This window comes from Rhodanobacter ginsengiterrae (assembly GCF_050026815.1).
Lineage (GTDB): Bacteria > Pseudomonadota > Gammaproteobacteria > Xanthomonadales > Rhodanobacteraceae > Rhodanobacter > Rhodanobacter ginsengiterrae.
In genome coordinates, this window is record NZ_JALBWO010000053.1 from 108,635 (window position 1) to 129,878 (window position 21,244).

The window sequence follows — 21,244 nt, forward strand, 5'->3', positions numbered from 1 at the left end:
GCAACTTTATCAGCCGCGCCGCGAACACCGAATCAACCTTCGCGCAACAGCCGCATCGGCGGCGTACGGCTGACCTTGCGCGTGCCGGCCAGGCCCAGCAGCATCACCACGAAGGCCGCCGCCAGCGCCGCCAGTGCCAGTGGCACGAGCGGCGGCACGAAGCGCTCGACATGGAATACGGCGCGGCCCAGCCACAGCCCGGCGCCGGCCGCGCCCAGTGCCGCGGTCAATCCGGCGACCAGGCCGAGCAGCGCGAATTCGCAGGCAGCGGCCACCCGCAATTGCGCGCGACGTGCGCCCAGCGTGCGCAGCAGGGCGGCTTCGTGACGCCTTTCCGCCGCGCTGGCGGCGAGCGCCGCAGCCAGCACCAGCGCGCCGGCGAGCAGGCTGAAGCCGAGGATCCAGCGCACCGCGTTGCCGACCCGGTCGATGATTTCGCGCACGCGGTCGAGCAGCGAATCGACATCGACCAGGCTGAGGTTGGCGTAGTCGCGCGACAGTTGCGCCAACTGCGTCGCGTGCCCGCGCGACAGGTGGAAGCTGGCCAGCCAGCTGTGCGGCAATTGGCTGGCGTGGGCCGGATCCAGCAGCAGGAAGAAGTTGACCCGGAACGAACTCCAGTCGACCTTGCGCACGCTGGTCACGGTGGCATCGATGCGTCCCTCGCCCACCTCGAAGCTCATCGTGTCGCCCAGCTTCAAGCCGAACATGTCGCGCCACATGGTGTCGATGGAAACTTCCGCGCGGGTCGGGTGTGCGCCTTGCCACTTCCCGGCAACCACCTCGTTCGCTGGTGGCAGTTCGGCGGACCAGGACAGCCGCAACTGGCGGTCGGCCCACTCCTTCGCCCGTCCGTCCTCGAAATGCAGTTGATCAATTGGCCGTCCGTTGATCGCGCTGAGTTTGCCGACGGCCAGCGGCAGCATGTTCAACTGGTCGCCACCGCTGGCGGCGAGCGCCTGCGCAAAACCGGTGCGCTGGTCGTCCTGCAGGTTCAGCGCGAACCAGTTCGGCGCATCCGCCGGCAGCTCCTGCCGCCAACCCTGCAGCAGGGCCGGTGCCACCACGGCCAGCAACAGCAGCGCACACAGGCCGAGGCTGAGCGCCGTGGCCTGGATCACGCTGAGCGCGGGACGTCGCGCCAGCGCCGACAGGCCCAGCCGGAGAGCGGGGTGTACGCCCGGAGCGATGCGCCGGGCCAGCCACAACAACGCGGCGGCCAGCAGTGCCGCGATCAGCGCCACGCCGAGCAGGCTGGCGGCGAGGATGCCGGCCAATTGCAGCGAGCTGCTTTGCGTCCAGATCAGGCCCAGCGCGACCAGCAACGGAATCAGATACAGCGCATCGAAACGCCGCACCCGGCGCCGCACGCTCTGCCGGAACACCGCCACTGGCGGCACCTCGGCCAGCCGCGCCAGCGGCGGCAGGGCGAAGCCGATCAACACCGCGATGCCCATCGCCGCGGCAGCCAGCGACGGCATCAGCGGCAGCACGGTGGGCACGTTGCCGAACAACTGGCTGGCCAGCAACCAGGCCAGTTGCGACAGCCCGAGCGCGAGCCCGATGCCGAGCGAGGTTGCCGGCACCGCCAGCGCAGCAAGCGTGCCGAGCAACAGCGCCAGCACGCGTCGGCGCGGCGTGCCGAGGGCGCGCAGCAGGGCGACTTCGGCGGTCTTGCGGCGCGCATAGCGCTGCGCCGACAACGCGATCGCGATGCCGGCCAGCAAGGCGGAGAGCAGGGCGGTAAGACGCAGGAACGCCCCGGCGCGGTCGAACGCGTTGCGCATCCGCTGCTGGGTCTGCTCGGGGGTGATCCATTGCGCGCCTTGAGGCAGCGTGATCGATTGCGCCCAGTCGCGCCAATGCTGCACGGCGTTCGGCGTGCCAGCCAGCAGCAGGCGATGGCGCGCGCGACTGCCAACGCCGAGCAGGCCGGCCTGTTCGGCGTCGGCGAGATTCATCAGTGCACGTGGTGCCAGCGCCAGCAGTTCGCCGCCATCGGGTTGCCGGACCAGTTCGGCGGCGATGGTCAGTGCGCGTCCGCCCAGCTGCAGTGGCTGGCCCACCTTCAGGCCCAGCGCGGTCAGCGCGCGGTGGTCGAGATAGACCTCGCCGGGTGCGGGACCCGAGTTGCCGGGCTTGGTGGTACCGGCGAGTTCCAGCGTGCCGCGCAAGGGATAACGGGCATCGACCGCCTGCACGTCGAGCAACTGGGTCTGTTCGTGGGCAAACGCCACACTGGGAAAACTGGCGGTGCGGGCGAGCTGCAGGCCGTCTTCGCGCGCCTTGGCGGCGAAGATCTCCGGCAGTTTCTGCGGCGAGGAAATGCCGAGGTCGCCGCCGATCAGCTCGGCGGCGCTGGCCAGCATGCCGCGTTCGATCCGGGTGGCCAGTGTGGCTACCACGCCCAGCGCGACGACAGCCAGCACCAGCGATGCGGCCAGCGTGCGCAGTTCGGGCAAATGCCATTCGCGGCGCAGGCTGCGCAGGGACAGACGCAGCAGGTTCATGGCTTTGCTCCTGCGCTTGCACACAGCTTGAGGTAGGCAAGAGGGCGCTCAGGATCGCGGCAAAGATCAAGAGCACCCCACCCCAACCCTCCCCTGCGAGCAGGGGAGGGAGAAAGGTGTTGAGGCGTCGGGAGGTCCATGTTCATGCGCTGGCTGCCGTGCCGGAAAGCAGCATGCGGCCCTCTTCCAGTTCGATGCGGCGATCACAGCGCGCGGCGAGGCTTGCGTCGTGGGTGACCAGCACCAGGGTGGTGCGATGGTCGTGGTTCAGCGCGAACAGCAGGTCGCAGATGTGGTGGCCGGTGCGCTGGTCCAGATTGCCGGTCGGTTCGTCGGCGAACAGCACGCGCGGGCGATGCACGAAGGCGCGGGCGATCGCCACGCGCTGCTGCTCGCCGCCGGAAAGCTGGGCCGGATAGTGCCGGCGACGCGCGCCCAGGCCCACCGCCTCCAGTGCCGCGCGCGCACGCGAGCGCGCATCGCTGCTGCCTTCCAGTTCCAGCGGCAGCATCACGTTCTCCTCGGCGGTCAGCGCGGGCAGCAGGTGGAACGACTGGAACACGAAGCCGACCAGGCGCCGGCGCAGGTCGGCGCGCGCCTCTTCGTCCAGCGTCTGCAGCGCGTGGCCGTCGAGGGTGATGCTGCCGCTGTCGGGTGTGTCCAGCCCCGCCAGCAGGCCGAGCAGGGTGGTCTTGCCGGAGCCGGAAGCGCCGACGATGGCGAAGCTTTCGCCGGGGAGAATCTGCAGGCTGACCTTGTCGAGAATATCCAGCCTGCCTTCGGGACCATCGACCGACTTGCTAACATCGCGAGCTTCAAGCAGCGGTTGGGAAGAATCACTCATGCGTCGAAGCCCTGGCTGGTGGTTGTGCAGCGTGTTGTTGCTCGGTTGGTTCGGCGCCGCTCAGGCCGCGTCGCCGAAGACCGTGCTGGTACTGGGTGATTCGCTGTCTGCCGCGCACAACATTCCGGTCGAGTCCGGCTGGGTACACCTGCTGGATGCGCGTCTGTCCAACATGGTGCCGAAGTGGACCGCGGTCAATGCCAGCATCAGTGGCGAAACTTCATTGAGTGGACGCAATCGCCTGCCTGCGCTGCTGACCCGGTACCGGCCCGCCGTGCTGATCATCGAACTGGGTGCCAACGATGGCTTGCGCGGCCTGCCGCTGCCGGCACTGCGGGCGAACCTGGAGGTGATGATCGTGGCGGCGCAGCAGGCGAAGGTGCGCGTGCTGCTGGTGGGTATCGAGCTGCCGGTGAACTATGGACCGCAGTATCGCGATGGCCTGCGTGCCATCTATGCCGAGCTCGCGCTCAGCCATCGCACCGCGTTGGTGCCGTTCCTGCTGGAGGGCGTCGCACTTGATCCGGCGAAGATGCAGGACGACGGCCTGCATCCGGTGGCCGCTGCCGAGCCGGCGGTGCTCGATACCGTGTGGAAGCAACTGCAGCCGTTGTTGCGTGAAAGCAAAACCAAACAGGTCATGAATTGATCCCGCTGGTTTCACGCTACCCTCACCCCGTCGACGTTTTCATCTTCACTTATGTGAAATCACGGAAGGGGAAGACAAATGACCGTACACGACGAGCAAGCCGGACTGATCCTGCTGGTTGAGGACAACCGCCAGATCGCCGAGATGGTGGGCGAATTTCTCGAACGCCGGGGCTATTCCGTGGATTATGCGGCGGACGGCGTGAGCGGCCTGCATCTGGCGGTGGCCAACAGCTATGACGTGCTGGTGCTGGACCTGATGCTGCCCGGTCTGGACGGGCTCGAGGTCTGCCGCAAGCTGCGCAAGGAGGCGAAGAAATCCACGCCGGTGCTGATGCTGACCGCGCGCGACACGCTGGAGGACAAGCTGGCCGGGCTGGAAGCGGGTGCCGACGACTACCTGGTCAAGCCTTTCGAAGTGCGTGAACTCGAAGCGCGCGTGCGCGCCCTGATCCGCCGTGACCGCCGTCAGGTCTCCACCGAGGTGTTGACGGTGGGCGACATGACGCTGGATACCGCCACGCTGCAACTGACCCGCGACGGGCAGGAACTGACCGTGTCGCCAATCGGCCTGAAGCTGCTGGCGATCCTGATGCGCGAATCGCCGCGGGTGGTCAGCCGGCGCGACATCGAACGCGAGATCTGGGGCGATACGCTGCCCGACTCCGATACCTTGCGCTCGCATCTGTACAACCTGCGTCGGGTCATCGACAAACCCTTCGCACGCCCTCTGTTACATACCATTCATTCGGCAGGTTATCGCCTTGCGGATCTCGAATCCGAAGTCGCCTCTTCCCCCGAGACGGCGTGACCCGAGGTGGCGAAGTCAGGTAATGGATAGCAGGGTCACCGTTGTGACATCACGGGTGGGTGCCTTCCGTCGACGCATCGCGATGGTCTTCGCGCTCCAGTTCGTCACCGTGGTGTTCGCCTGTGTGCTGGGCATGTACAACGTGATTCCCACGCCCCTGGTGATTGCGGTGATCGTGATCATCACGACGCTGGCGTGGTTCATCACACGACGCGCGTGGCGGCCGGTACGGGCGCTGGCGCGCGTGGTGAAGCGCTGGGATGGTCAGTCGCCCGATCCGGGCTTGCTGAAAGTCGAGCAGCTGTCGGCGCACACTGATGCTGATGTCGCCTTGCTCACGCGTGGCCTGCACGGTTTTGCCGTGCGGCTGGCCAGCTTCAATCAGCGCGAGCGCAATTTCACCCGCGACGCCAGCCACGAACTGCGCAGTCCGCTCACCGTGATCAAGATGTCGGTGGACATGCTGGCCGAGGAAGAGGGGTTGAGTGATTTTGGTGCGCGCTCGATACGCCGCATCAAGCGCGCCACCCGGGAAATGGAGGTGCTGGTGGAAGCCTTGCTGGTGCTGGCACGCGAAGCGGACAGCCCCGCGGATGACCGTCATTTCATCGTCAACGACATCTTGCGCGAGGAGCTGGAGGCCGCACGCGAAATGCTGTCTGGCCGGCCGATCGAACTGCTGCTGGAAGAACCTGCGCGATTTGCCCTGCAGGGTTCGCCGCAGGCGTTGTCGGTGCTGTGCTGGCAGCTGATCCGCAATGCCTGCCAGCAGACCGAGCAGGGCAGCGTGGTAATCAGCGTGCTGCCGGGGATGATCACCGTGCGCAATCGTGCCGGCACATCGGAACCGGGGCCGGTAGGGCCCCCACTGCGTGCGGAAGGTGTCGACCGACACGGCTTCGAATTGGCGATCGCACAGCGCATCAGCGACCGCTTCGCATGGCCGCTGGAACTGCAGACGCTGCCCGGCAAGGACAACGTCGCCAGCATTCGTTTCCCGCACCCGCTGCCGGCCGAGCTGTCCGCCGTTTCCGGGTCGTAGGCGGGCGCTGCCCGCCGTTTTCGTCACGTACGGAAAGCGCCGGCGGGGGAGCGTATCCCCCGTCTCGCACGCCCCATATCAGCCTGCCAGCGAAGACGCCAAGGCGAACGCGCAGCCGGTCTTGCTCTTGACGTCTTCCAGGCTCACCCCTTCGTTGAGTTCGAGCAGGGTCAGGCCCTTGCCCTTCTCCACCGCGAACACGCAAAGGTCGGTGATGATCAGGTCGACCACCTGCTTGCCGGTGAGCGGCAGGTCGCAGGCATCCTTGATCTTCGGTGAGCCGTCCTTCGCGTTGTGCTCCATCAGCACCACCACGCGCTTGACGCCGCTGACCAGGTCCATCGCGCCACCGGGGCCCTTGACCATCTTCCCCGGCACCATCCAGTTGGCCAGGTCGCCCTGCGCGGAGACTTCCAGGCCACCCAGGATCGACAGGTCGATGTGGCCGCCGCGGATCATCGCGAACGAATCGGCGCTGGAGAAGAAGCTGGAGCCGGGAAGGGTGGTGATGGTCTGCTTGCCGGCATTGATCAGGTCGGGGTCGAGCTGGTCCTCGGTCGGGAACGGACCGATGCCGAGCAGGCCGTTCTCCGACTGCAGAGTGACGTTGACGCCGTCGGGGATGTAGTTCGCCACCATGGTCGGAATGCCGATGCCCAGGTTCACGTAGAAGCCGTCCTGCAGCTCCTGTGCGGCGCGTTTGGCCATCGCCACGCGGATCGGGCTTTCCTTGCCGGCAGCCACGCCGGCGATGGTGCGGAACTCGATCCGCTTCTCGTATTTTTCGCCCTGCACGATGCGGTCGACGTAGATGCCCGGCACATGGATGTTGTTCGGGTCCAGCTCGCCGACCGGCACCAGGTGCTCCACCTCGGCCACGCAGGCCTTGCCGCAGGTGGCGATCATCGGGTTGAAGTTGCGCGCGGTCTCGCGGAACACCAGGTTGCCGTGCGCGTCGCCCTTCCACGCCTTGACGATCGACAGGTCGGCCGTGATGGACTCTTCCAGCACGTATTCCTTGCCGCCGAACACCTTGGTTTCCTTGCCCTCGGCCAGCTTGGTGCCGAACGCGGTGCGCGTGTAGAAGCCGGGGATGCCCGCGCCACCGGCGCGCAGCTTCTCGGCCAGCGTGCCCTGCGGGGTCAAATGGAGTTCCAGTTCGCCGGCCAGCGTCTGCCGCTCGAATTCCTTGTTCTCGCCCACGTACGACGCATACACGCGCTTGACCTGATGCGTCTTCAGCAGCGGACCCATGCCGAAATCGTCCACGCCGGCGTTGTTGCCCACGATGGTCAGATCCTTGGTGCCTGCTTCGAGCAGCGCGCCGATCAGGTTCTCGGGGATGCCGCACAGGCCGAAGCCACCGGCGGCGATCGTCATGCCGTCGACCAGCAGGCCATCGAGGGCCTTGGCGGCGTTGGGGTAAACCTTGTCCATGCTGTGCCTTCCTCAGGGAGAGTCAGCTGAGAAGGATACGACGGATTGGGTCGCACCGACCTTGTACCAAGGTCCGAGACCACCCGGACGATGGACTTGACGCTAGCAATTACGCGTGTAAACATAAATTTACTTACACGCGTAAACGGTGCGCCATGGCAATCAGTGAAGCCGAAGCAGTGGTGATGGATGTGCTGTGGCGCGAGGCGCCGCGCACGGCGGAAGAAATCCTCGCCGAGGTCGGTCCGGCACAGAATTGGCAGGAAGGCACGGTGAAATCCCTGCTCAACCGCCTGTTGCGCAAGAAGGCGGTGCATGCCGAACGCGACGGTCGCCGCTATCTCTACACGCCGCTGCTGGCACGCGAGCACTACGTGCAGCAGGAGAGCAAGGGCCTGCTCGATCGCCTGTTCGGCGGCCGCGTGGCGCCGCTGGTGGCGCACTTCTCCGAGCAGCGCAAATTGTCGAAGAAGGACATCGCCGAACTGCGCAAGCTGCTGCAGGAGCTCGACGATGAACATTGAACTGACCGGCATCGACTGGCTCGGCCGCGGCTGGTTGCTGCTCCTCGCGTTCACCGCGGCGGCGCTGCTGGTGGCAGCGCTGCGCCGGCCATGCCGCCGCCTGTTCGGCACCGAACGTGCCTTTCAGCTGTGGCTGCTGCCACCGCTGGCGATGGTGGCCAGCCAGCTGCCGCATGCGGCCGTCGCGTCGGTCGTCGTGTTATCGCCGGTGGTATCCGCCATCACTTCGATGGCCACCGCGTTGCCGGCGCACGCCGCCGGTTCGGCTGTCACCGACTGGCGCGCATGGGTCGTGCTGCTGTGGCTGCTGGGCAGCATGCTCAGCCTGCTGCTGGCAGCGCTCGCGCAAGCGCGTTACCGCGCGCGGCTGCGTGGTGCAACGCATGTCATTGACGTGCACTCGCGCTGGCCGATGCTGCGTGCGCCAGGCTCGGATATCGGCCCCGCCCTGGTCGGTGCCTGGCGCAGTCGCATCGTGCTGCCTGCTGATTTCGAATGCCGCTACGACGCCACAGAGCAGATGCTGATTCTCGCCCACGAAACCATTCACGCGAACCGCCGCGATGGCTGGTGGTGCTTGCTGGCGCAACTCGTGGCCGCGATGTTCTGGTTTCATCCACTGGCCTGGTGGGCGCTGGCAGCGTTGCGCCATGACCAGGAGCTGGCCTGCGACGCCGCGGTGTTGCGCGCGTATGGCACGCAGCGGCGCAGTTATGCGAATGCGATGTTGAAGACCCAGTCGGCCGCGTTCGCATTGCCGGTGGGTTGCCCCTGGTCACCCCGTCATCCCATCACGGAGCGTATCGCCATGTTGAAGCTGCAACAGCCCGATCTTTTCCACCGGCGCGCCGGTGGCGCACTTGTCGCCTTCCTCGCCATCGGCGTGGCCGGTGCCGTCTATGCCACGACGCCTTCGCCACCCGCAAAAACCGGCGATGGCATCAGCGACCACTACAACCTGAAGATCGACGTCGCCATGGCGGGACACCCGGATTCGATGCATTTCATCCGCTGCCTGAAGCCGGGCGAATACACCGAGCTGAGCGGTACGGACACCAGCACGCTGTCGTGGCAGGGCCGATTCAAGGTGTCGCCGGTGACCGGTGGGCAGTTGGAAGTGAGTGCGCAGGTCGATACCCATTTCGATCGCGGTGACGGCAATGTGCGGACGCAGTCGGCCAAGCCGATCGTGCGAACCATGCCGGGCCAGCAGGCAAGCATCGTGTTCGGCCAGACTATTGACGGCAAGCATCGCGAGAAGCTCGAAAACAACACCATCAGGATCGGTGTGACGCCCGGCATAGGTTGCGATAGCGGAGCTATTTCATCTGCTTGGCATCCGGTGACGGTCGATCAGCGGGCCAAGGGCAGTCCAGCGCGAGCGCTGGCGGAATCGGTGGCAGCCAAGGCCGGGTTTGTGCTGGTGAATCCCGAGGCTCTGGACAACCGCCAGGTAAGCTTGAATTTCGAACAGGTTCCGGCCACGTCAGCCTTGCAGCTGATCGCCGATATCGATGGACTGCGTGCGGTATTCAACGACAAACGAGTGCACTTCGAGCCGAAGTGACCGGCAAGGCTGGCTATACTCTCCCGGTGATCAACCGGGAGAGTTTCGTGACGCTGCGCCATCTGCTTGTTGCCCTTGCCGCCCTCGGCATCGCCGCCGCCAGTCATGCCGCCGTCCCGCCCGTGCTGGTAATCCACGGCGGCGCCGGTGTGATCAAGCGCGACATGACGCCGGCGAAAGAGCAGGCGCTGCGTGCGGCGATGACCCAGGCCTTGCAGGACGGTTACGCGCGGCTCAAGGCGGGCAAACCGGCGCTGGACGCGGTGACTTCGGCGCTGACCGTGCTGGAGGACGATCCGAACTTCAATGCGGGCAAGGGTTCGGTATTCACCCACGACGGCCGCAACGAACTGGACGCGGCGATCATGGACGGCTATACGCTTCGCGCCGGTGCGGTGGCCGGAGTGCAGCGGGTGAAGAACCCGATCCTGCTGGCGCGTGCGGTGATGGAGCATTCGCCGCACGTGATGTTGTCCGGGGCTGGTGCGGAAGCGTTCGCGCAGAGCATCGGCATGCCGCTGGTCGATCCGCCGTATTTCCGCACCGATGCGCGCTGGCAGCAGTTGCAGAAGGCATTGAAGGAAGACTCTGCGAAGCAGCCGCATGCGGATGAAGAGACGGCCAGACATTTCGGTACGGTGGGCGCGGTGGCGCTGGATGCGCAAGGTCATCTGGCAGCAGGCACCTCCACCGGTGGCATGACCGACAAGCGCTGGGGTCGCATCGGTGATTCGCCGATCATCGGTGCCGGCACCTATGCCAACTCCGGTTGTGCGGTATCGGCCACCGGCTGGGGCGAGTTCTACATCCGCACCGTGGCGGCGCACGCGATCTGCATGAGGGTGACCCTGATGCGCGTGCCGCTGAAGCGCGCCGCCGCCGAGGTGATCAATCAGGAAATTCCGTCGATGGGTGGCAACGGCGGCGCGATTGCGCTGGACGCGCAGGGTCACATTTCGATCCCGTTCAACACCGACGGCATGTATCGCGGCTGGATTGGCGCCGATGGCGTGCCGCATGTGGCGTTGTACGGGGATGAGGATGACGGTACCGCCGAGATGCCAGCGCCGGCGCCCGCCGAAAGCGCACCGCCTTTGTAGGAGCGCACCTCGGTGCGCTCCTACAGCAGCTTGTGCAGCTGTTCGGGCGTCAGCGCGCCGCTGATGCCGATCCGGCTGCCGTCGGCGCGGATCACCAGCACGCGTGGGGTCTCGCCACCCCAGTTCGGATCGAGCAGGAAGTTGATGCGTTCGGGTGAGGCTTCGGCGTAGGCGCGCGCAGGATAGACGTCCATCTGCATGCTGTGCAGACGTGCTTCGATCGCCTCATGCGATTCGATGCTGTCGGTAGTCACCGTGACCAGTTCGATATCGTGCGGGTGGGCCCGTTGCAATTTGGCCAACGCTTCGAGGTTCGGTTCGCAATAGGCGCAATCGAGTGACCACAGGGCGATGATGCGCATGCCGTGCGCTGGTGCCTGCAACAGGGCGGGGGTGTTGGTGGCGGCCAGTGGCTGCAGCGAGCCGGCGCAGGCCAGCGTCGGCAGCAGCAGGACGAACGCGAGCAGCAGGCGTTTCATCGCGGCACCTCGACCAGGCGAAAGCCCGCGGCGGTATTCCACGCCACGAACGCGCGACCCTGCTTCTGCAGCAACTGCGGTGAGCCCGTCGCGCCGGCGCTGCGGGCAATCTCGCGGGCGGCATCGAAGTGCGCCCCGTTGTCGGTGGAGCGGCGCAGCATCAGCGCGTAGACCCCGGCGCCGACCTGATTCCATACCACCCATACCGTGTGGTCATGCACGACCACGTCGGCATGGCTGGCGCCGGCGCCGGCAACCACCAGTGGCTGTTGCGGCGGATGGCCGGGATCGAGCTGGCCGTAGTGGATGGTGGGCGCGCCTTTCGCCCCGTACCACACGGCATGACGCACGCCGTCGGCACCGATCGCCAGGCCGGGACCGTGGTGCGGACAGCCGGCGATCTGCCAGTCGCTGAAGGTGGCGCGCTCGACCTGGCTGGTCTGGCCGTCGGTGCGCAGCACGGCCAGCGCATGGTCGCGGATGTTGTCGCCGTAGATGCTGCGGAAGAACGCTGCTATCCGGCCGTCCGGCGTGCGCGCCAGCGCAATGCGGCAGCACTCGCAGCTCTGGTCGACCAGCTTGCGCTCGGGCACGAAAGTGCTGCCGCCATCGTCCGACCAGCTGTAGTACACCGCGGCGCCCAGGTAGCGCTTGCCGGTGGCGCTGGCGGCGAGCAGGTCGCGCTTGTCGATCCAGGCGATCACGATCCGGCCCTTGCCATCGACGGCGAGCGCGTCGAAGCGGTGGGTGATTTCGGCGCGATCGTGGTGCACGGTGAGCGGCGCGCTGAAATGCTCGCCCGCATCCATCGAGCGGGCGAAGCGCACGAAGCCGGTCCATGGCGCGGCGCGTGGTTGCGACCAGCTCACGTAGATTTCGTCGTGCGGTCCGAACGCGATCTTCGGGCGGTTCTCGCCTTCGGCGTAGATGCGTTCGGCCTGCGCGTTCACCTCGATCGGTGCGCTCAGCGTGCGGCCGTCATCGTCGGAGTGACGCAGTCGCACGTGGCCGTCCGCGGCGTCCACCAGGTACAGCCGACCGTGGCTGTCGAAGGCCGCGCTGGCGCCGAGTTCGGGGCCCTTGGGCATGTCCATCTGCATGCTGTCGTGGGCCAGCAATACAGGTGAGAACAGGAAGAGCAGGGTGATCAGTAGTGGGCGCATCACGGTTCCTCGGGATTCCAGGCTTTGCTCCTCCCCCTGCTTGCAGGGGGAGGTTGGGAGGGGGTGAGGCTTTTGACTTTGTGGTCAAGAGCGACCCCACCCCAACCCTCCCCTGCAAGCAGGGGAGGGAGCAGGGCGCGCTGGGCGGGAGCGCTGTTCACAACTCCCAGCGCAGCTCGCCGAACCAGCTGCGGCCGGCGTAGGGATGGTAGACCCAGTAGTGCTCGTTGGTGAGGTTGTCGACACCGAGCGCGGCGACCCAGCCCGGGGCGAACTGCCAGCGCAGTTTCGCGTCGGCGACGGTGAAGCTGCTGACGGCGCCGTAGCCGTCCAGGTGGTCGCTGTTGTCCAGTGAACCGTACTGGCGACCGGAGTGACGGATGCCGAGCGAGGCATGCCACTGCGGCGCGAAATGGTAGTTGGCGAAGACGCTGGCACGGACCTTCGGAATGCGCGGAAAGCTCTTGCCGTTGGCCAGCGGATACTGGCTGTCGGCCAGCGTTTTGGCGTGGTTGAAGGCGAGGCTGGCCTGCAGGTCGAGGCCGTCGAGCCAGAGATCGCTCAGGCCGATTTCGCCCTCGATCCCGCGGCTGCGCATGCGGTCGATGTTCTGCACGCTGGTGACGGTGGGAGTGACAGTGATGTCGGTCTGCGAGTACAGCGAATCGGCGATGCGATCCTGATACAGCGAGACACGCCAGTGCCCGTTCGCCAGATGCCGGTTCAGCGTGAGGTCGGTGGATTCGTCGATCTCGGGCTTGAGGTTCGGGTTGTTGTTGACGATCGCATTGGCCGACAGGCTTCCCTGGAACAGCTCGTTCACGGTCGGGTAACGCACCGCCTTGCCGTGGGCCAGACGCAGCTCCCAGTCCTCGGCGAAGTCCCAACTCAGTGCCGCCTTGGGCGAGAAGTCGGTGCGCTGGCGATCGGCGTAGCGCAGGGTGTTGTTGGTGTTGCCACGCAGGCCACCGTAGGCGCGCCATTGCTCCAGCCGGCCGCCCACGGTCAGCGCCCACGCGTCGGCGAAGCTCCATACGTCCTGCAGGTACAAAGCGCGGGTCTGGCTGCGACCGCCGAACGCACTGACCAGCACGCCATCCGCGTCGCCCAGCCAGTGGCTGGCGTTGCGCACCCGGCTGTCCAGCACGTAACGATCGACATGTGCGCCCGCGTACAGCATGTGCTGCCCGCCGAGCGGGCCGGAGCTGCGCAGGTCCAGCGTATCCCAGCCGGACCCGGCCTTGTTCGCGACCGTGCCGGGACCACCGGCCGGCTTGCCGGGTTCGGCGAGGCTGGCGGTGTTGGCCAGCGAATGCAGGAAATCGTAATGGCTGGCCACCGCGGTCCAGCGCCAGCCGCCATCAAGGTGGCCGTTCAGCTCGATGCCGTAAAGCATGTGCGTGTCACTGGCCGAGCTCGGTGCCAGTCCGCTGGCGGGCAAGGTCCAGGTCTGCCCGGCGGCGCTGATGGTGCCGCTGCCGACCAGGTTGCCGTTGCCATCGCTGATCAGGCTGCGGGTGAAATCCTCGGCGCGGTTGTGCCACCAGCCGACGGTAAACAACGCGGCGACGTGGTCGCCGAGGTCGACGCCGACTTTCAGCTTGGCCTGATCCTGCACGGTGTGTTCGATGCTGTTGGCGCCATAAACCAATCGGGACGAGCCATTCGGGTTGCGATCCAGCACGGCGCCGCTGACCGGCACCGCGATCGCCGGATCGCCACCGGCCCTGGCGGTGGCGTACTGCATCGGCTGGCTGTGGTTGTCCAGGCGGCTGTATTCGAGCAGCCAGCTGAAGCGGCCTTGCTTGTTGCCCAGCGTTGCCGCGGCCTGGTGTCCGTTGTAGTGGCCGCCGGCACCGTAGGCGTCGTGATAGTCCTGGCTGAAGAACTGGGTGCTCACGCTGGCGGTCAGCCGCTGTGGCAGCACGGTATGGATCAGCACCGTGCTGCCGAGCGAGTTGCCCGGAAACAACGCGGAGTAGGGCCCGTACAGCACGTCGACCGCACCGATTTCCTGCGGCGCCACCATGCCCCAGCGCGGCGCGCCGTCATAGCCGTTGGTCATCAGGTTGGAAAGCAGCAGGCCGTCGGCATAGACCAGGCTGCGTGCGCTTTGCAGGGTGCCGGCATTGCGTCCGCTGATCACCGCATTCGGATCGCCGATGTAGCGCTTGCGCACCATCATGTTCGGCGCGTACTTCAGCGCGTCGGCACTCTCGGTGACGTTCTGCTGCTGCAGCTGCTGCCGGTCAACGCGGACTTGCACGGCGGGCGTTTCCGTCACCATGGTGTCGCTGGCGTGCACCGAGATTGGTGTGAGGGTGGTGGTCTGCAGCGGATTGTCGGAAGCCCGCGAGGGAGTGGTGGCCACGGCGGCGGCGAGCGCGCAAAGGCCAAGCGGGAGGGCGTTCATTCGGTACTCTGGACGGGGGTCTAGGGTTGCAAGGATAGTCCGATGTCCTGCACGCGAAAGATGGCGCGTTGTCGCAGCAGAGGGCCGCCATGGGATGCGCGGGCCCGGCGAAAGGTGCCCGGCTTGTGTGTAGGAGCGCACCCTGTGCGCGATGCTCTTCGTCACGTGACGGAAAGCATCGCGCACAGGGTGCGCTCCTACACACGCGAATCAGTCGTCGCGCTCGGGCCTTTCGCGCACCGGATGCTTGCTCAGCTTGCGCTGCAGGGTGCGGCGATGCATGCCAAGCCGGCGTGCGGTTTCGGAGATGTTGCCATCGCATTCGGTGAGCACGCGCTGGATGTGTTCCCATTCCAGCCGGCGCAGGGCCAGCGGCTGCTCCGGCGCGTCGGGCAGATCGCCGTCGTCGGCTTCGCTGTCGCCGTCGAGCAGCGCGCGCACCACGGCATCGGCATCGACCGGTTTGGCCAGGTAGTCGTGGGCGCCGCGCTTGATCGCCTCCACCGCGGTGGCGATCGAGGCGTAGCCGGTCAGCAGCAAGACGCGAAGATCCGGCACCAGGGTGTGCAACTCGGGGATCAGCCGCAGGCCGTTTTCCTCGCCCAGTTTGAGATCAAGCACGCAGTAGCGCGGGTTGTGCCGGCGGGTCAGTGCGCGGGCGTCATCGAAGTTGCCGGCGGTGATCACCTCGAACCCGCGCGAGCCCATCGCCCGTGCCAGCACGCGCAGGAAGGTGGCATCGTCGTCGACCAGCAGCAGCGGACGCGCCGTGGCGGCTTGGGGCAACTCGGTCATCGCGGTGCTTCCTGATCGTGGTCAAGTTCCCATTCTTGCCGGAAGCGGCCGGACTTGCACGTGTGGCAGCCTATTTTTCGGCGATCACCGCCAGCGGCAGGCGCAGGCGCACCTCGGCGCCATGGGCGGTGTTTCCGGCGATCAATTCGCCGTCGAGCCGTTCCGCGGTGGCTTCGGCGAGGGCCAGGCCGATGCCCAGCCCGGCCTGCTTGTGTGAATGGCCGAGTGCCGTGACCTGGTCATCTTCGTCAAAGCCGGGGCCATGGTCGCGTACGCACAACTGCAGCCAGCCGCCGTCGCGCGAAATCGCCAGCGCCACGGCGCAGGAGTGCCGGGTAAGCGAGGCGTCGACAGCATTGTTCAGCAGGTTGAGCAATGCATGCCGCAGGCCCGGCGGCGTGCGCAACATGATGGGTGCCAGTTCCGCGTCCAGCGTCACGGTCAACTCCGCTTCCGGGCGCAACAGCTGGAAGCGTTCCAGGCAGCCATGGATGAACTGGTCCAGCCTCAGCCGCTCCGGCTCCTGCGACAGCTGCGCCTTGCCGAAGGCGACCATCTCGCGAAGAATCGTGCGGCAGCGATCGACCTGGCCTTCGAGCAGTTCCAGGTCTTCCGACAGCGTGCCTTCGCCGGCATGCTCGCGGCGCAGCTCGGGCAACAGGGTGCGCATGGTCGACAGCGGCGTGTTGAGTTCGTGCGCGGCGCCAGCGGCCTGGGTGGCAATGGCCAGAATGCCTTCATCGCGCAGCGCACGTTCACGCACGCGCTGCACTTCGAGCTGCTGCAGCCGCAACACATGGGCCAGCCGGCTGATGAAGAAGCTCAGCAGCAAGGCCATGATCACGAAGTTCACACCCATGCCGGCCACATGCAGCGAGAACCGGCTGGGCGACAGCTCGCCGACTTCCATGGGTAGCGGTTGGTGCCAATACAGCAGGATCAGGTAGGCAATGCCGGCCAGCGTGGATACGGTCAGCACCGAGCGCGCCGACAGCGCCGCCGCGCTGAGCGCGATCGGCACCAGCAGCAGGGTGATGAACGGATTGCTGGCGCCGCCGGTGAAATACAACAGGTAGCCCAGCACCAGCGTGTCGAAGGCGATATGGCCGACCGCCTCCCATTCGCCGAGCGGCCACGGCTGGGTCAGTCGCCATGCGGCGAAGACCGAGAACACCGCCAGCACGCCGATGCCGACCAGCAGGGGCAGCAGCGGCACATCCAGATGCATCCACCAGGCGCATACCAGCACCGCGGTGCTCTGGCCGGCGATCGCGCAGATCCGCAACCAGGCCAGCGTGCGCGTCAGCGCGAACGGGCCGATGCGTTGGGCGGACCGATGAGGCATGGCGATCTTCCAGATGGGCGCGCAATTTGCGAAACCCGCCGCGCGAGGCGCGGCGGGTTTCGGCGGTCACGCCGGGTTGTTGAATTCCTCGCTGCGTACGGCAGGCAGCGGCGTGTGGCTGTTCGCGGGATCGGAATGACTGGCCGACAGCTTGTTCATCAGCGGCAGCATGACCAGCGCGATCACCACGCAGGCGATGCCGACGAAACCGAGCTTGTTGAACAGGCTCACGTAGATCGTAAGCGACTGCACCGGGTCGGTGATGTTGTCGGGGATGTGCGCATAGTTGGCCACGATGCTGCCGAGGTATTGCGACAGGCCCACCGCCACGTAGTACGCGCCCATCATGAAGCCGCCCATGCGCGAGGGCACGTAGCGCGCGATCATCGCCAGGCCCAGGCCGCTGACCAGCAACTCGCCCAGCGAGTACCAGCCGTAGCCCCACACCATCGTCCACGACGACACCTGGCCGGCCACCGCCGAGCTTGCGCCCACGCCGTACATGAAGAAGCCCACGGCGACGGCGGCAAAGCCCAGCGCGAACTTCAGCGCGATCGAGGGATCCTTGCCGAGGCGGCCGAGCGAGTTGTAGGCGAATACCAGCACCGGGCTCAGGATGACGATCCAGATCGCGTTGAGGTTCTGGTACTGCTCGGGAATCCAGTTGAACAGATGCTTGCCGAATACCTCGAACGACAGGTTCACGTTGTGCTGCGCGAACAGGTTCAGCGACGTCGCCATCTGCGAGTAGAAGATGAAGAAGAAGATCGTTTGCACGGTCAGCACCAGTGCCGCGATCAGGCCGGCGCGTTCGCTGGGCTGGCTGCTGCGGATCAGGTGGGCGAACACGCCCAGGATCACCAGGCCGGCGGCATAGACGCAGACCCGCGCCACGAATTCGCTCTGCAGGATGAAGGTGACCACGAACACCAGCAGGAACGCTGCGCCGAACACCGGCAGCGCGCGGCCCATGTTCATCGGCAGGTCGTCCGCCGGCGAGCCGATGTGCCGCAGTGCGCGACGCATGAACAGGTAATTGACCAGGCCCAGGATCAAGCCGAGCGCACAGACGCCGAACGCGGTGTGCCAGCCCATGGAGTCGCCGTATTTCGCCGCAACCACATTGCGGATCCACGGTGTGGCCGTCATCGAGATCATCGAGCCGATGTTTACCGCCATGTAGTAGATCGTGAAGGCGCTGTCGATCTTGGTGTCGTCGCCCTCGTAGATCTTGCGTACCAGATTGCCCGCGTTGGGCTTGAAGAAACCGTTGCCGACCACGATCACGCCGAGCGCGAAATAGGTGAGGTTGGCCGGGGTCAGCAACGCCATCAGGCCGCTGCCGCCATCAGTCAGGCCCAGCGCCTCCGGCGGGATCCACAGGATGCCGTAGCCGATCGCCAGCACGGTGGCGCCGATCAGCATGGTGCGCCGCGTCCCCAGCAGCTTGTCGCCGACCCAGCCGCCGATCGCCGGGGTGGCGTAGATCAGCGCTGCCGCTGCGCCCCAGACCAGGTTGGCCCTGGTGTCGACGAAGCCGAGCTTCTTCATCAGAAACGTGACCATCAACACCTGCATGCCGTAGAAGCCGAAGCGCTCCCACATCTCGATCATGAAGACGGTGGTGAAGGAGCGCGTCTGCGAGACGGGCGGATTCTGGATTGCCATAGATTTTCCGTGCGGGTTTCAGACCATGGCGACGTGCTGGCACGCGCCTGCGGCATGTGATCCTGAACAGACCACAACCGCCGAAGCGTAACCCATTCGCCCGCGGGGTGTAGCTGCACTGCGACATGACTTAAGCGCGGCGCGTATGCCTGGCAGCCGCATGGCGGGGATTCGGCCAGCGCTGATCGGTGCACGCTTGTGGCATCATCTGGCGCTTGCCATCGCCTGTTTACGGAGTCCGGTCACCCATGCGCCAGCCTGATCCGAACCTGCGGCAGCCGGCCGCCCGGCGCTTCCGATAATGGCCGCCGAAGGTTTTCGCGGCCCGAAGCAGGTCTGGAATGCGTTCCAGTGGTCGATGAAGGGGCTGCGCGCGGGGTGGAAGCACGAGGCATCGTTTCGCCTGGAGGCCTGCCTCGCCATCGTGATGGTTCCGCTGGGGCTGTGGCTGGGCCATGGCGGGCTGGAGAAGTTCGCGCTGATCCTTGCGCCGCTGCTGGTGTTGTCGGCCGAACTGCTCAACTCGGCGATCGAGGCGGTGGTCGACAAGGTCAGCCCGGAATTCAACGAACTGGCCGGGCGCGCCAAGGACATGGGCTCGGCAGCCGTGTTCGTGCTGCTGGCGCTGGTGGTGCTCAGCTGGGTGCTGATCCTCGGCCCACGCCTGTTCGGCTGAGCCGCCGCTTTCACCCGGTGCTGACACGATGGCACGCAGTCGCGTGGGATGATCGAATGAAACCTTTCACCGGAACGGAGCCGTCCATGAAGACCTTGCGCCATCTCGTACTGCTGCTGCTCGTGGTCATGCTTTCGGGCTGCGGCTACAACGCCATCCAGAAGCAGGACGAAGCGGTCAAGGCCGCGTGGTCGGAGGTGCTCAACCAGTACCAGCGCCGCGCTGACCTGGTGCCGAACCTGGTCAACACGGTCAAGGGCTACGCCCAGCACGAGGAAAAGGTCTTCGTCGAGGTGACGCAGGCCCGCGCCAAGGTCGGCAGCCTGCAGGTCAATGCCGACTCGCTGAACGATCCGCAGAAGCTGCAGCAGTTCCAGGCCGCGCAAGGCGAACTGGGCAACGCGCTGTCGCGCCTGATGGTGGTCAGCGAGAACTATCCGCAGCTGAAAGCCGACGGCCTGTTCCAGAACCTGCAGGCGCAGCTGGAAGGCACCGAGAACCGGGTCAGCGTGGCGCGCAACCGCTACGTGCAGGCGGTGCAGCAGTACAACGGCATGATCCGCACCTTTCCCAACAACATGACGGCGAAGATCTTCGGCTACCAGGTCAAGCCGAATTTCAGCGTGCAGAACGAGCAGGCGATCTCCACCGCGCCGAAGGTCGACTTCGGTACCGGTGCGCCGGCACCCGCCGCGACGCACTGATGATGGCCAGGCGCCTCCTGCGGCGCTGGCTGCTGCTGGCCCTGCTGCTGCCGGCGCTGTTGCACGCGGCTGCTGCGGTGCCAAAGCTGGCGCGCCATGTCACTGACCTCACCGGCACGCTGAGCGCGCAGCAGGTCGACCAGTTGGACGGCCAACTGGTCGCACTGGAAAAGGCCAAGGGCGCGCAAGTGGTCGTGCTGATGGTCGGTTCGACCGGCGACCAGGACATCGAGGGCTACTCGCTGGCAGTTGCCGAAGCCAACAAGGTCGGCCGCAAGGGCATCGACGATGGCGTGCTGCTGCTGGTCGCCAGGGACGACCGGCAGGTGCGCATCGAAGTCGGCTACGGCCTCGAGGGGGCGATTCCCGATGCCGCCACCGCGCGGATCATCCGCGAATACATTGCGCCGAAATTCCGCAGCAACGATTACTTCGGCGGCATCAGCGATGCGGTCGGTGCGTTGACCCAGTTGATCAACGGCGAAGCCTTGCCGCCGCCCGTGCGCGGCTCTCCCGAGGATGCCCACTCCGGTCTCGATCTGCAGACCGGACTGATGATCGCGGTATTTGCGGCGCTGTTCCTGCGCGGCATTTTGGGGCGGGCGCCAGCCTGGCTGCGTGTAGCGCTCGGTGCGCTGGCGATCGGCGGCCTGCTGTGGTTGCTGATCTCGATCGGCGCCGGCCTGCTCGGTGCGCTGATCGGTGGCGTGCTGATGCTGCTGCCCGGCGGCGCAGGGCGTTCGATCGGTGGCGGCGGCTGGGGCGGATTCGGCGGGGGTGGCTGGGGGGGCGGCAGCAGCGGTGGCGGTTTTGGCGGCGGCGGTTTCAGCGGTGGTGGCGGCAGCTTCGGCGGCGGCGGTTCTTCGGGGAGCTGGTGATGGTGCGCATGCAACGGCTGTGGGCAAACCTGTTCGGCGGCTGGTTTCAGCTGTCGCGGCGTTTTCCGGCTGCCCTGCTGGACGAGATGGCCGCGGTGATCGCCGCCGGCGAGCGCAATCATCTGGGAGAGATCCGTTTCGCGCTGGAGTCGCGCCTGGCACCGCTGGAGGTGCTGGGCGGACTTGATGCCGCGACCCGGGCGCGGCAGGTGTTCACCCAGCTGCGCGTGTGGGACACCGAACTCAACAGCGGTGTGCTGCTCTACGTGCTGATCGCCGAACAGCGCATCGAGATCGTTGCCGATCGCGGCATTTCGGCCAAGGTGGCGCCACGCGAATGGGAGGCCGTCTGCGCGCGCATGCATGAGAGCTACGCCCGCGGCGAATGGCGCGCCGGCAGTCTGGCGGGCATCATTGCCGCGAGTGATCTGCTGACGCGGCATTTCCCCGGTGAGGGCAAGTCCAATCCGGACGAATTGCCTGATCGGCCGGTACTGCTCTGAACCAGGCCGATCGAGTGGTGCACGCGGGGAAATCCAGCCCTGAGCCGTCACGCAAGCGCGTCGGGTTGCATCAACTTCCGTTGTCGGACAACAGCGCCTTGTCGTGAGGATGCACGCCGCCATCGAAACCGGTATGC

General features: G+C 66.2%; 19 protein-coding genes. 10 read left to right on the top strand and 9 right to left on the bottom strand.

Annotated elements, in window-relative coordinates; genetic code table 11:
* Positions 1 to 32: 32 nt before the first annotated feature.
* Positions 33 to 2,510, bottom strand: coding sequence for an ABC transporter permease (locus ACQGNJ_RS09265; protein ID WP_426688955.1), 2,478 nt, complete (start codon positions 2,508 to 2,510; stop codon positions 33 to 35).
* A 142-nt stretch (positions 2,511 to 2,652) separates the two neighbouring features.
* The gene (locus ACQGNJ_RS09270) at positions 2,653 to 3,354 is read right to left on the bottom strand and encodes an ABC transporter ATP-binding protein (RefSeq protein WP_426688956.1); all 702 of its coding nucleotides are present in this window, start codon (positions 3,352 to 3,354) and stop codon (positions 2,653 to 2,655) included.
* On the opposite strand from ACQGNJ_RS09270, the gene ACQGNJ_RS09275 reads away from it, so the two are divergent.
* From ACQGNJ_RS09275 to ACQGNJ_RS09285, 3 genes are all read left to right on the top strand, one after another.
* The gene (locus ACQGNJ_RS09275) at positions 3,353 to 4,003 is read left to right on the top strand and encodes an arylesterase (RefSeq protein ID WP_426688957.1); all 651 of its coding nucleotides are present in this window, start codon (positions 3,353 to 3,355) and stop codon (positions 4,001 to 4,003) included. The genes ACQGNJ_RS09270 and ACQGNJ_RS09275 overlap by 2 nt on opposite strands.
* Positions 4,004 to 4,081: 78 nt before the next feature.
* Positions 4,082 to 4,813, top strand: coding sequence for a response regulator transcription factor (locus tag ACQGNJ_RS09280; RefSeq protein WP_426688958.1), 732 nt, complete (start codon positions 4,082 to 4,084; stop codon positions 4,811 to 4,813).
* 82 nt (positions 4,814 to 4,895) lie between these two features.
* Positions 4,896 to 5,855, top strand: a complete 960-nt coding sequence (locus ACQGNJ_RS09285) for a sensor histidine kinase (protein WP_426688959.1) — start codon at positions 4,896 to 4,898, stop codon at positions 5,853 to 5,855.
* 78 nt (positions 5,856 to 5,933) lie between these two features.
* Here the strand turns inward: ACQGNJ_RS09285 and ACQGNJ_RS09290 are convergent, their stop codons facing one another.
* A complete protein-coding gene (locus ACQGNJ_RS09290) occupies positions 5,934 to 7,292 on the bottom strand; it encodes a 3-oxoacid CoA-transferase (RefSeq protein WP_426688960.1) in 1,359 nt (452 codons plus the stop codon).
* Between the two features lie 155 nt (positions 7,293 to 7,447).
* Between ACQGNJ_RS09290 and ACQGNJ_RS09295 the strand changes: the two genes are divergently transcribed.
* From ACQGNJ_RS09295 to ACQGNJ_RS09305, 3 genes are read left to right on the top strand one after another with little or no spacing between them, the layout of a single operon-like run.
* Positions 7,448 to 7,816: a BlaI/MecI/CopY family transcriptional regulator gene (locus ACQGNJ_RS09295; RefSeq protein WP_426688961.1), complete on the top strand. Its 369-nt coding sequence runs from the start codon at positions 7,448 to 7,450 to the stop codon at positions 7,814 to 7,816.
* Positions 7,806 to 9,383, top strand: a complete 1,578-nt coding sequence (locus tag ACQGNJ_RS09300) for a M56 family metallopeptidase (protein ID WP_426688962.1) — start codon at positions 7,806 to 7,808, stop codon at positions 9,381 to 9,383. The genes ACQGNJ_RS09295 and ACQGNJ_RS09300 overlap by 11 nt, the downstream gene beginning before the upstream one ends.
* A gap of 47 nt (positions 9,384 to 9,430) precedes the next feature.
* The gene (locus ACQGNJ_RS09305) at positions 9,431 to 10,483 is read left to right on the top strand and encodes an isoaspartyl peptidase/L-asparaginase family protein (RefSeq protein ID WP_426688963.1); all 1,053 of its coding nucleotides are present in this window, start codon (positions 9,431 to 9,433) and stop codon (positions 10,481 to 10,483) included.
* Between the two features lie 20 nt (positions 10,484 to 10,503).
* Here ACQGNJ_RS09305 and ACQGNJ_RS09310 read toward each other — a convergent pair whose 3' ends face one another.
* The 6 genes from ACQGNJ_RS09310 to ACQGNJ_RS09335 all read right to left on the bottom strand — a co-directional run bounded on the left by ACQGNJ_RS09310 (position 10,504) and on the right by ACQGNJ_RS09335 (position 18,346).
* Positions 10,504 to 10,962, bottom strand: coding sequence for a hypothetical protein (locus ACQGNJ_RS09310; RefSeq protein WP_426688964.1), 459 nt, complete (start codon positions 10,960 to 10,962; stop codon positions 10,504 to 10,506).
* A complete protein-coding gene (locus ACQGNJ_RS09315; protein ID WP_426688965.1) occupies positions 10,959 to 12,125 on the bottom strand; it encodes a sialidase family protein in 1,167 nt (388 codons plus the stop codon). The genes ACQGNJ_RS09310 and ACQGNJ_RS09315 overlap by 4 nt, the downstream gene beginning before the upstream one ends.
* Positions 12,126 to 12,282: 157 nt before the next feature.
* On the bottom strand, positions 12,283 to 14,538 hold the full coding sequence (locus ACQGNJ_RS09320) for a TonB-dependent receptor (protein ID WP_426688966.1): 2,256 nt from the start codon (positions 14,536 to 14,538) through the stop codon (positions 12,283 to 12,285).
* Between the two features lie 210 nt (positions 14,539 to 14,748).
* Complete coding sequence (locus tag ACQGNJ_RS09325; protein WP_426688967.1) at positions 14,749 to 15,333, bottom strand: response regulator transcription factor; 585 nt, start codon at positions 15,331 to 15,333, stop codon at positions 14,749 to 14,751.
* 70 nt (positions 15,334 to 15,403) lie between these two features.
* Positions 15,404 to 16,678: an ATP-binding protein gene (locus ACQGNJ_RS09330; RefSeq protein WP_426688968.1), complete on the bottom strand. Its 1,275-nt coding sequence runs from the start codon at positions 16,676 to 16,678 to the stop codon at positions 15,404 to 15,406.
* A gap of 66 nt (positions 16,679 to 16,744) precedes the next feature.
* A complete protein-coding gene (locus ACQGNJ_RS09335) occupies positions 16,745 to 18,346 on the bottom strand; it encodes a peptide MFS transporter (RefSeq protein ID WP_426688969.1) in 1,602 nt (533 codons plus the stop codon).
* A gap of 301 nt (positions 18,347 to 18,647) precedes the next feature.
* Between ACQGNJ_RS09335 and ACQGNJ_RS09340 the strand changes: the two genes are divergently transcribed.
* The 4 genes from ACQGNJ_RS09340 to ACQGNJ_RS09355 all read left to right on the top strand — a co-directional run bounded on the left by ACQGNJ_RS09340 (position 18,648) and on the right by ACQGNJ_RS09355 (position 21,107).
* Entirely contained in the window at positions 18,648 to 19,022 is a 375-nt protein-coding gene (locus ACQGNJ_RS09340; RefSeq protein ID WP_426688970.1) for a diacylglycerol kinase, read from the top strand.
* A gap of 86 nt (positions 19,023 to 19,108) precedes the next feature.
* Positions 19,109 to 19,726 carry a LemA family protein gene (locus ACQGNJ_RS09345; RefSeq protein WP_426688971.1) on the top strand — a complete coding sequence of 206 codons (618 nt, stop codon included), beginning with the start codon at positions 19,109 to 19,111 and terminating at the stop codon, positions 19,724 to 19,726.
* Between the two features lie 2 nt (positions 19,727 to 19,728).
* Positions 19,729 to 20,604, top strand: coding sequence for a TPM domain-containing protein (locus tag ACQGNJ_RS09350; protein ID WP_426688972.1), 876 nt, complete (start codon positions 19,729 to 19,731; stop codon positions 20,602 to 20,604).
* The gene (locus ACQGNJ_RS09355) at positions 20,604 to 21,107 is read left to right on the top strand and encodes a TPM domain-containing protein (RefSeq protein WP_426688973.1); all 504 of its coding nucleotides are present in this window, start codon (positions 20,604 to 20,606) and stop codon (positions 21,105 to 21,107) included. The genes ACQGNJ_RS09350 and ACQGNJ_RS09355 overlap by 1 nt, the downstream gene beginning before the upstream one ends.
* Positions 21,108 to 21,244 lie beyond the last annotated feature (137 nt).

Bases quoted from the DNA above. Each gene is read 5' to 3' on its own strand.
- ACQGNJ_RS09340 (WP_426688970.1), top strand. From the start codon at position 18,648: ATGGCCGCCGAAGGTTTTCGCGGCCCGAAGCAGGTCTGGAATGCGTTC.
- ACQGNJ_RS09280 (WP_426688958.1), top strand. From the start codon at position 4,082: ATGACCGTACACGACGAGCAAGCCGGACTGATCCTGCTGGTTGAGGAC.
- ACQGNJ_RS09350 (WP_426688972.1), top strand. From the start codon at position 19,729: ATGGCCAGGCGCCTCCTGCGGCGCTGGCTGCTGCTGGCCCTGCTGCTG.
- ACQGNJ_RS09270 (WP_426688956.1), bottom strand. From the start codon at position 3,354: ATGAGTGATTCTTCCCAACCGCTGCTTGAAGCTCGCGATGTTAGCAAG.
- ACQGNJ_RS09285 (WP_426688959.1), top strand. From the start codon at position 4,896: ATGGTCTTCGCGCTCCAGTTCGTCACCGTGGTGTTCGCCTGTGTGCTG.
- ACQGNJ_RS09335 (WP_426688969.1), bottom strand. From the start codon at position 18,346: ATGGCAATCCAGAATCCGCCCGTCTCGCAGACGCGCTCCTTCACCACC.
- ACQGNJ_RS09275 (WP_426688957.1), top strand. From the start codon at position 3,353: ATGCGTCGAAGCCCTGGCTGGTGGTTGTGCAGCGTGTTGTTGCTCGGT.
- ACQGNJ_RS09345 (WP_426688971.1), top strand. From the start codon at position 19,109: ATGAAGACCTTGCGCCATCTCGTACTGCTGCTGCTCGTGGTCATGCTT.
- ACQGNJ_RS09325 (WP_426688967.1), bottom strand. From the start codon at position 15,333: ATGACCGAGTTGCCCCAAGCCGCCACGGCGCGTCCGCTGCTGCTGGTC.
- ACQGNJ_RS09265 (WP_426688955.1), bottom strand. From the start codon at position 2,510: ATGAACCTGCTGCGTCTGTCCCTGCGCAGCCTGCGCCGCGAATGGCAT.
- ACQGNJ_RS09295 (WP_426688961.1), top strand. From the start codon at position 7,448: ATGGCAATCAGTGAAGCCGAAGCAGTGGTGATGGATGTGCTGTGGCGC.
- ACQGNJ_RS09315 (WP_426688965.1), bottom strand. From the start codon at position 12,125: ATGCGCCCACTACTGATCACCCTGCTCTTCCTGTTCTCACCTGTATTG.
- ACQGNJ_RS09330 (WP_426688968.1), bottom strand. From the start codon at position 16,678: ATGCCTCATCGGTCCGCCCAACGCATCGGCCCGTTCGCGCTGACGCGC.
- ACQGNJ_RS09290 (WP_426688960.1), bottom strand. From the start codon at position 7,292: ATGGACAAGGTTTACCCCAACGCCGCCAAGGCCCTCGATGGCCTGCTG.
- ACQGNJ_RS09320 (WP_426688966.1), bottom strand. From the start codon at position 14,538: ATGAACGCCCTCCCGCTTGGCCTTTGCGCGCTCGCCGCCGCCGTGGCC.
- ACQGNJ_RS09355 (WP_426688973.1), top strand. From the start codon at position 20,604: ATGGTGCGCATGCAACGGCTGTGGGCAAACCTGTTCGGCGGCTGGTTT.
- ACQGNJ_RS09300 (WP_426688962.1), top strand. From the start codon at position 7,806: ATGAACATTGAACTGACCGGCATCGACTGGCTCGGCCGCGGCTGGTTG.
- ACQGNJ_RS09310 (WP_426688964.1), bottom strand. From the start codon at position 10,962: ATGAAACGCCTGCTGCTCGCGTTCGTCCTGCTGCTGCCGACGCTGGCC.